Origin of the sequence: Streptomyces sp. NPDC021356, assembly GCF_040641015.1 — a bacterium.
In the GTDB taxonomy this organism is placed as follows: domain Bacteria; phylum Actinomycetota; class Actinomycetes; order Streptomycetales; family Streptomycetaceae; genus Streptomyces.
In genome coordinates this window covers 164,789-172,952 of the sequence record NZ_JBFACU010000012.1, presented here as the reverse complement: position 1 = coordinate 172,952, position 8,164 = coordinate 164,789, and the positions used below count along the sequence as shown (strand labels likewise).

Below are 8,164 nucleotides of genomic sequence, written 5' to 3'. Positions count from 1 at the left end.
CCGCCGGTTCCGTGCGGGCGTCCGCCGCCGGTTCCGTGCGGGCGTCCGCCGCCGGTTCCGTGCGGGCGTCCGCCGCCGGTTCCGTGCGGGCGTCCGCCGCCGGTTCCGTGCGGGCGTCCCGGCGGACCAGTGCCGCATAGCGGCCGTCCAGCTCCAGCAGTTCCTCGTGCGTGCCGCGCTCGGCCACGCGGCCCGAGTCGAGGACCACGATCTGGTCCGCGCCGCGGACGGTGGACAGACGGTGCGCGATGGTGAGCGTCGTGCGGTCGGCGGACAGCGCGTCGACGGCCTCCTGGACCGCGGCCTCCGTACGGGTGTCCAGGGCGCTGGTGGCCTCGTCGAGGAGGAGGACCGGCGGATCGCGCAGGATGGTCCGGGCGATGGCCAGGCGCTGCTTCTCGCCACCGGAGAAGCGGTGGCCGCGCTCGCCGACGACGGTGTCGTAGCCGTCGGGCAGGGCCGCGATGTGGTCGTGGATCTGGGCCGCCTTCGCCGCCGCGCGCAGCTCCTCGTCGGTGGCGTCCGGCTTGGCGAACCGCAGGTTCTCGGCCACCGAGGCGTGAAAGAGGTACGTCTCCTGCGAGACCACGCCCACCGCGCGGGCGAGCGTGTCGAAGTCCAGGTCGCGCACGTCGACGCCGTCGAGGGTGACCCGGCCGCCGCTCACGTCGTACAACCGCGGAACCAGGTAGCCGAGCGTGGACTTGCCGGCCCCGGTCGGTCCGACGACGGCCAGACTGCTGCCCGCCGCGACCGTCACGTCGACGCGGTCGAGAATCGGGGCCCCCTCGCCGTCGTAGCGGAAGGAGACGTCCTCGAAGCGGACCTCGCCCTTGACCCGATCGAGGCGGACCGGCCGCTCGCGCTCGGTGATGTCGATCGGCAGGTCGAGGTACTCGAAGATGCGCTGGAAGAGGGCGAGAGAGGTCTGGATCTGCACCCCGGTGGACAGGAGGCTCACGGTCGGCCGGAACAGGCCCTGCTGCAGCGAGACGAAGGCGACGATCGTGCCGAGGGAGACCTTCGGGCCGCCGAGCTGGAGCGCGACACCCGCGGTCCAGTAGATGACCGCCGGCATGGCTGCCATGACGATGGTGATGACGGCCATGCGCCAGCGCCCGGCCATGTTGGACCGCACTTCGAGGCCGACCAGGCTCTCGGACTCCGCACCGAAGGACGCGGTCAGCGAGTCCGAGCGGCCCATCGTGCGGCCGAGCAGGATGCCGCTGACGGACAGCGATTCGGTGACCGTGGCGGCCATCGCGGCCATCTGCTTCTGCCGCTGGGTGGCGATCTTCTTGCGCTCGTTGCCCACGCGGCGGCTGATCCACACGAACACCGGGAGCAGCAGCAGCGAGACGACGGTCAGCCGCCAGTCGAGCGCGGCCATCGCGACGATCGTGGCGACCACGCTGGTGATGTTGGAGACCAGCGAGGTGGCGGTGGAGGTGACGGTGGCCTGCATGCCGCCGATGTCGTTGGCGATGCGGGACTGCACCTCACCGGTGCGGGTGCGGGTGAAGAAGGCCAGGGACATGCGCTGCAGACGTCCGTAGACGGCGGTGCGCAGGTCGTGCATGACGCGCTGGCCGACGGTCGTGGAGATCAGGGTCTGCAGCACACCGAAGACGCTGGTGAGCACCGCGCTGAGGATCATGCCGGTGGCGAGCAGGCTCAGAAGTCCGGTGCGGCCCTGCGGGATCGCGACGTCGAGGGTCTCCTTCAGCAGGAAGGGCGTGGCGACGGAGACCAGCGAGGAGGCGCCGACCAGCAGGCCGACGACCGTGAGACGGCCGCGGTAGGGGCGGAACAGCCTGAGGATGCGGCGGACCTGCCGGGGCTGTTCCTTGGCGTCGGCGGGCGGGGTCCAGGAAGGGTGACGGTCGGGGTGCATGGGCTCCTACGGGGGTGAGTGGGCTCTGCGGCCTTCGCGCGCCCCGGCCGTGGGTGCGGTCGGCGGCCCTTCCGGAAGCCTTTCCGGAAGTCTTTTCGGACGCCTTTTCGGACGCTGCCCGGGCGCTTCTCGGATGCTAGCTCATTGTTACCTACGCTCATAATGAATGTCGTCCTGTTATTGTTCCCGCATGACGACCCCCGACCCCGACGGCCTCCTCGCCGAGCAGTTGCTCCGGCTGACCCGCCGGGTGCACCGCATCCAGAAGCGCCATCTGGAGCAGCACGCGCTCGGCATCACCCCGGCCCAGTCGCGGCTGCTGCGCACCCTGGCGCACTTCGGCGAGCCGCCGCGCATGGCGGACCTCGCCGAGTCCCTGGAGGTCGTCCCCCGCGCGGTGACCACGCTCGTGGACGGACTGGAGGCCGGCGGAAAGGTGCGCCGGGTGCCCGACCCGGCCAACCGCCGGGTGACGCGCATCGAGTTGACCGACGAGGGGCGCGGCGCCCTGCGCGAAGTGCGCGGGGCACGCCTGTCCGCCGCCGAGGAGATCCTCGCGCCCCTCACCGAAGGTCAGCGCGCCGCGCTCGGTGAACTGCTGGACACTCTGGTGGGCACGGTGCCCACAGGGCAACACCGCTGCTGAACAGGGCGCTGACACGACGGCGGCGGACGGAGCGGCCGGGGCCGTGCGCGCGCTTGTGCACCGAGGGCGCAGTCGCGGACACGTACGCGGGGCGCACACCGGGGCGCGTACGGGTGGAGAGCAACGGGCCGCGTACAGGTGGGGCCCGCGAGGGCGTGTGGGGGTAGAGCGCACCGAGGGCGTGAACGGGTGGAGCGGGCCGGAGGGTCGGGCACGCCCGAGGGGAGACGTACGGGGTGACGCGCCGGGGCGCATACAGTGTGACGCTGTGGCACATACGGGGTGACACGCCGGGGCGCTGCGGGCGGGGAGCGGCCACGTCGGCTGAGCGGCAAGGCCGTTCGAGCGGGCGCCGCGCTGCCGGCTAGGCCTGCAGATCCGCCCTGTCCCCCATCACCACCACCGGCTTGTCCTCCGGGTCCAGCCGGCGCAGCAGGTACTGCATGGCCGACTCCGGAACACTGATGCAGCCCAACGTGCCGTCGCCGTGGTCCAGATGGAGCCAGATGCCGCCGCCCTTCCCCTGCCCCAGGGGGCGGGTCGGGTCGTCGGGGCGGTTGCCCGGCTGACGGTTGTAGTCGATGGCGATGACGTAGTCGAAGTCGTGCCAGTGGGCCTCGTCCCAGTAGTAGGGGGTCTCGAAGGCCTCCTCGTCCTGGGTGTACGACAGTCTGGTGCCGGGGTCGTCGAGGAGACCGCCCGCGTCGGAGAGCGTGAACACGCCCACGGGGCTGCGCTCGTCGCCCTCACGGTGGTCGGTGCTCCATCCCTGCTTGCCGTTGTGCGAGGCCCAACTGTCGACCTGCTCCCACGCCGTCCCCCGCTTTTCGTACAACACAAGGGTGGAATCCGGGGAGTTCACGCCCTCCCCGTACACCGCGACGACCTGCCGGGTGCCCGCCGGGACCCGCTTCCAGATCCGTTCGCCCACCCCCGGGACACGGGCCGGCTTCGTCGCCGGAACGGGCCGGGCGGTCCCCGAGGGACCTCCTGGTCTGGGGACGTCTCTGTGGCGGACCTCGGTCCGCGGACCGCCACAGGCGGCCAGAGCCGTCAGAGAGAAACCACAGGCCGCCACCGCGACCATCGCACGCCTTACGCCGCCTCTTCGCATGGCTCCATGGTGGCCATCACGAACCTGACGATCTACTCGAGATTGGTCCAAACAGCGTCATCGTCTCCTCTTTGGAGGGTGCCGGGCGCGCCGATCGGGCCCTGAGCAGGGGTCGAGGAGGTACGGGAACATCGCGCCGAGACACCCGGACGGATGGCTCCGGGAAACCTGGAGCACCGAGGAGAGGCCGGACACCTCGCGCATGCGAGGCCGCGAGCCGGGCGCGTGCCGAGGACGTGCGCGGGACACACGCGAGGTCGGGCGCCTGGCGGGCGCGGAGGACGTGCGCGGTCGGGCGCCGGGGCGCGTCCGAGGCAGGGTGCCTGGCGCCTGCCGCGACGTCAATCCCGTTGCCGCACAGCGGAAAACCGCTTGCCTCCGACGACTCCGCGAAGCGAACCTGTCACGGCTCGTCGCCGCCTCCGCGGCCCCTCCGCCCCTGACCCGAACCACTGGGACGTCATGCAGATTCAAGACCTTCCGTATCCCGACCCGGGGGTGCCCGACGCACGCTCGGGTCCTCGATTCCTGTGGTGGCTGGGGCGGAACCAGCTCGGCGGCCAGCTGAGAGCACTGGCCTGGGGGCTGCTGCACTTCTCCTCCGTCTCCGCGTTGCCGTTCTGCGTCGGCCTCGCCGTCCAGGCGGTCGTCGACCGCTCCGGCACCCGACTCGCCCTCAGCGGTGGCCTGCTCGCCCTGGCCTGCGCGGGCAACGCGCTCGGCGACACCTTCCTGCACCGCGCCGCCGTCACCAACTGGATCACCGCGGCGGCCCGTGTCCAGCAGCTCCTGGCCCGCAGAACCGCCCAGTTGGGCTCGGCCCTGACCCGGCGGGTCGCCGCCGGCGAGGTGGTGGCCGTCTCCACCGCCGACGTCGAGAAGATCGGCTGGTTCGTGGAGGCCGTGTCCCGCTTCACCGCGGCGGCGGTCACCATCCTGCTGGTGTGTGTCGCCCTGCTCGTCTACCAGCCCGCGCTCGGCGTTGTGGTCGCCGTGGGCCTGCCGGTACTGGCCCTCGCCGTACTCCCCCTGCTCCCGCGCGCGACCCGACGCGCCGACGTGCAGCGCGAGAAGGCGGGCCGCGCCACCGAACTCGCCTCGGACACCGTGGCCGGTCTGCGGGTGCTGCGCGGCATCGGCGGCGAGGAACTGTTCCTGGAGCGCTACCGCCGTGCCTCCCAGGAGGTCAGGCAAGCAGCGGTGCGCAGCGCTCGGATGTGGTCCCTGCTCTCCGCCATCCAGGTGCTGCTGCCGGGGCTGCTCCTGATCGCGGTCGTCTGGTACGGCGTGCACCTGGCCCGCGCCGGCCGGATCACCGTGGGCGAACTCGTCACCGTCTACAGCTCCGTCATGGTCCTCACCTACCCCTTGCGGCACTTCGAGGAGATCGCCATGGCGTACTCCTTCTCCCGGCCGTCGGCCACACGCGCGGCGCGCGTACTGTCCCTGGAGCGGACCTCCACGGAAGGGGTTGCGGCCGCGGACCGGATCCCGGCCGAGGAGCGCACTGCCACGGAACGGAACAAAACCCCGGAGGCCGCCGGCACGGGACCGGCCCTCGACGCGGAACCGACTGCCGAAGCGGAACCGGCCCCCGAGGCGGAACGGACCCCCGACGCGGATCTGGCCCCCGACGCGGATCTTCCTGCCGTGCAGCGAGGTGAGCCGCGCGCCCCGGGCGGGGACCTGTACGACCCGGCGACGGGGCTGCTCGTCCCCGACGGGAGTCTGTCCGCCGTGGTGTGCGGCGACCCCGACGCGGCGGGCCGACTGGCGGAACGCCTCGGGGGCCACCCCGAGGAGCCAGGCCCCTCGGTGCTCCTCGGCGGCGTACCGCTCGACGAACTGCCGCTCGAACTGGCGCGCACTGCCGTCCTGGTCCAGGACAAGGACCCGGTACTGCTCTCCGGTTCCCTGCGGGAACTGCTCGACGTCCCCGCCTCGGGCGATGTCACGGCCGACGCGGCGCTGGCGGCGGCGCAGTGCGGTGACGTCCTGGCGGCACTGGAGCAGGCGTCGCCGCTCGCGGATGACCCGATGGACGCTCGGATCACCGAGCGCGGCCGGTCCCTCTCCGGCGGCCAGCGCCAGCGGCTCGCCCTGGCCCGCTCCCTCATCACCGACCCCGAGGTACTGGTCCTGGACGAACCGACCTCCGCCGTCGACTCCCACACGGAGGCGCGGATCGCACGGGGCCTGCGAGAACTGCGCGCGGGGCGCACCACCGTGGTCTTCACGTCGTCACCGCTGGTCCTGGAACACGCCGACCGCGTGGTGCTGCTCCACGACGGCACGGTCGCCGCGATCGGCACCCACCGCGACCTGGTGCGCACCGATGCCCGGTACCGGTCCGTGGTGACCCGCGAGACGGACGAGGAGCGCAAGGCGAGTGACGAGGAGCGCGCGGCGAGTGAGGGGGAGCGCGCCCTGCCCGGCGAACAGCGCGCCTCGGGTGGCGTACCGGACCACGACGGCTCCCTGCGGAGCGCGCTCGAAGAGCTCGAAGAGATCGAGGAGACAGCATGATCGGCGTGGCCCCGCCGGTGTACGACCCGGCGGCCCCGACGACGGCCGACACCCTGCCCGTCGGCGCTCCCGCGACCGTACGCGCCTACGTGAGCGAACTGCTGCACCGGCACCGCCGGGAGTTCGTGCTGCTCGTCACCGTCAACACGGTCTCGGTCCTCGCCTCCATGGCGGGCCCGTGGCTGCTCGGCGACCTGGTCGAGCGGGTCTCGGACGGGACCCGGGAACTCCGTCTCGGTCTGACCGCCACCTTGTTCGTCATCGCTCTGCTCGTCCAGGCCGTGTTCGTGCGCGAGGTGCGGCTGCGCGGTGCGATGCTCGGCGAGCGGATGCTGGCCGACCTGCGCGAGGACTTCCTCGTCCGAGCGGTCGGCCTGCCGCCCGGTGTGCTGGAGCGGGCGGGCACCGGTGACCTGCTGTCGCGCATCACCACGGACATCGACCGGCTCGCCAACGCGATGCGCGAGGCCGTGCCCCAGCTGGCGATCGGTGTGGTGTGGGTGGTTCTGCTGCTCGGCGGCCTGGTCGTCACCGCGCCGCCGCTCGGTGCGGTCGTGCTGCTGGCCGTGCCGTTGCTGGTGGTCGGCTGTCGCTGGTACTTCCGGCGGGCGCCCTCCGCCTACCGCTCGGAGGCCGCCGGGTACGCCGCGGTGGCCGCCGCGCTCGCCGAGACGGTCGACGCGGGCCGCACCGTGGAGGCGCACCGGCTCGGTGACCGCCGCATCGCCCTGTCGGAGCGGCGCATCAAGGAGTGGACGGCGTGGGAGCGCTACACGCTGTGGCTCCGGTCGGTGCTGTTCCCGGCCATCGACGTCACCCACGTGACGGTGCTCGCCTCCGTGCTCATGGTCGGCGGCGTGTTCGTGCTGCAGGGCTGGATCGGGATCGGGCAGCTGACGACGGGCGCGCTCATCGCGCAGATGCTCATCGACCCGGTGGGGCTGATCCTGCGCTGGTACGACGAACTTCAGGTGGCACAGGTGTCCATCGCGCGGCTGGTCGGTGTCCGCGACATCGAGCCGGACGCCGGGGACGCCTCGCTCGCTCCCGAGGGACGGGAGGTGCACGCGGACCGGGTCCACTTCGGCTACCGCGAGGGCGTCGACGTGCTGCGCCAGGTGTCCCTGAAGGTCGCCCCCGGCACCCGTCTGGCCCTGGTCGGTCCGTCGGGCGCCGGCAAGTCCACGCTGGGACGGTTGCTCGCCGGTATCTACGCGCCCCGGGACGGCCGGGTCACCCTCGGCGGTGCCGAACTGTCCCGGATGCCCGCGGAAGGCGTCCGATCCCACGTGGCCCTCGTCAACCAGGAGCACCACGTGTTCGTGGGCTCGCTGCGCGACAACCTCCTGCTCGCCCGTACCGGCGCGGTGGACGCCGAGCTGTGGGCGGCGCTGGGCGCCGTTGACGCCGACGGCTGGGCCCGGGCCCTCGACGCGGGTCTGGACACCGAGGTCGGCTCGGGCGGCCTCGCGCTCACCCCGGCCCAGGCCCAGCAGATCGCGCTGGCCCGGCTGGTCCTGGCCGATCCGCACACCCTGGTCCTGGACGAGGCGACCTCGCTCCTCGACCCACGCGCGGCCCGGCACCTGGAGAGGTCGCTCGCCCGGGTCCTCGACGGGCGCACGGTCGTGGCCATCGCGCACCGGCTGCACACGGCGCACGACGCGGACGTGATCGCCGTGGTCGAGAACGGCCGGGTCAGCGAGCTGGGCAGTCACGACGAACTGGTCTCGGCGGACGGCGCGTACGCGGCGCTGTGGCGCTCCTGGCACGGCTGAGGCGGAGCAGGCGGTCGCGGCGGCCCGCGGCACCCGGGCCGCCAGGCCGACGGGCCCGGCGCGCCCGGCGGGCCGGGGCGCTCGCAGGAGGTCGCGGGCGGCGCGGGGCCCCGGGGCGGCGGGCCGCCGCCGTGCCGTTGCGCGGTCCCGAACCGGGGTGGAAGGCTGGAATGAGGCAGCGGCTCGGGGAGCGCCCGGGAACCGTC

At 72.8% G+C, this 8,164-nt stretch carries 5 protein-coding genes; 3 read left to right on the top strand and 2 right to left on the bottom strand.

The window, feature by feature from the left end:
- The coding region (locus AB0G56_RS18580) for an ABC transporter ATP-binding protein (protein ID WP_360970374.1) at positions 1 to 1,894 on the bottom strand (1,894 nt) is incomplete at its 3' end.
- Positions 1,895 to 2,084: 190 nt separating this feature from the next.
- On the opposite strand from AB0G56_RS18580, the gene AB0G56_RS18575 reads away from it, so the two are divergent.
- Positions 2,085 to 2,540, top strand: coding sequence for a MarR family transcriptional regulator (locus tag AB0G56_RS18575; RefSeq protein ID WP_360970372.1), 456 nt, complete (start codon positions 2,085 to 2,087; stop codon positions 2,538 to 2,540).
- A 364-nt stretch (positions 2,541 to 2,904) separates the two neighbouring features.
- Here AB0G56_RS18575 and AB0G56_RS18570 read toward each other — a convergent pair whose 3' ends face one another.
- Positions 2,905 to 3,471 (bottom strand): L,D-transpeptidase family protein, encoded by a 567-nt coding sequence (locus tag AB0G56_RS18570; RefSeq protein WP_360970370.1) that lies wholly within the window; start codon positions 3,469 to 3,471, stop codon positions 2,905 to 2,907.
- Between the two features lie 645 nt (positions 3,472 to 4,116).
- Between AB0G56_RS18570 and AB0G56_RS18565 the strand changes: the two genes are divergently transcribed.
- Positions 4,117 to 6,180 carry an ABC transporter ATP-binding protein gene (locus tag AB0G56_RS18565; protein ID WP_360970368.1) on the top strand — a complete coding sequence of 688 codons (2,064 nt, stop codon included), beginning with the start codon at positions 4,117 to 4,119 and terminating at the stop codon, positions 6,178 to 6,180.
- The gene (locus AB0G56_RS18560) at positions 6,177 to 7,958 is read left to right on the top strand and encodes an ABC transporter ATP-binding protein (protein ID WP_360970366.1); all 1,782 of its coding nucleotides are present in this window, start codon (positions 6,177 to 6,179) and stop codon (positions 7,956 to 7,958) included. Before AB0G56_RS18565 ends, AB0G56_RS18560 begins: the two co-directional genes overlap by 4 nt.
- Positions 7,959 to 8,164 lie beyond the last annotated feature (206 nt).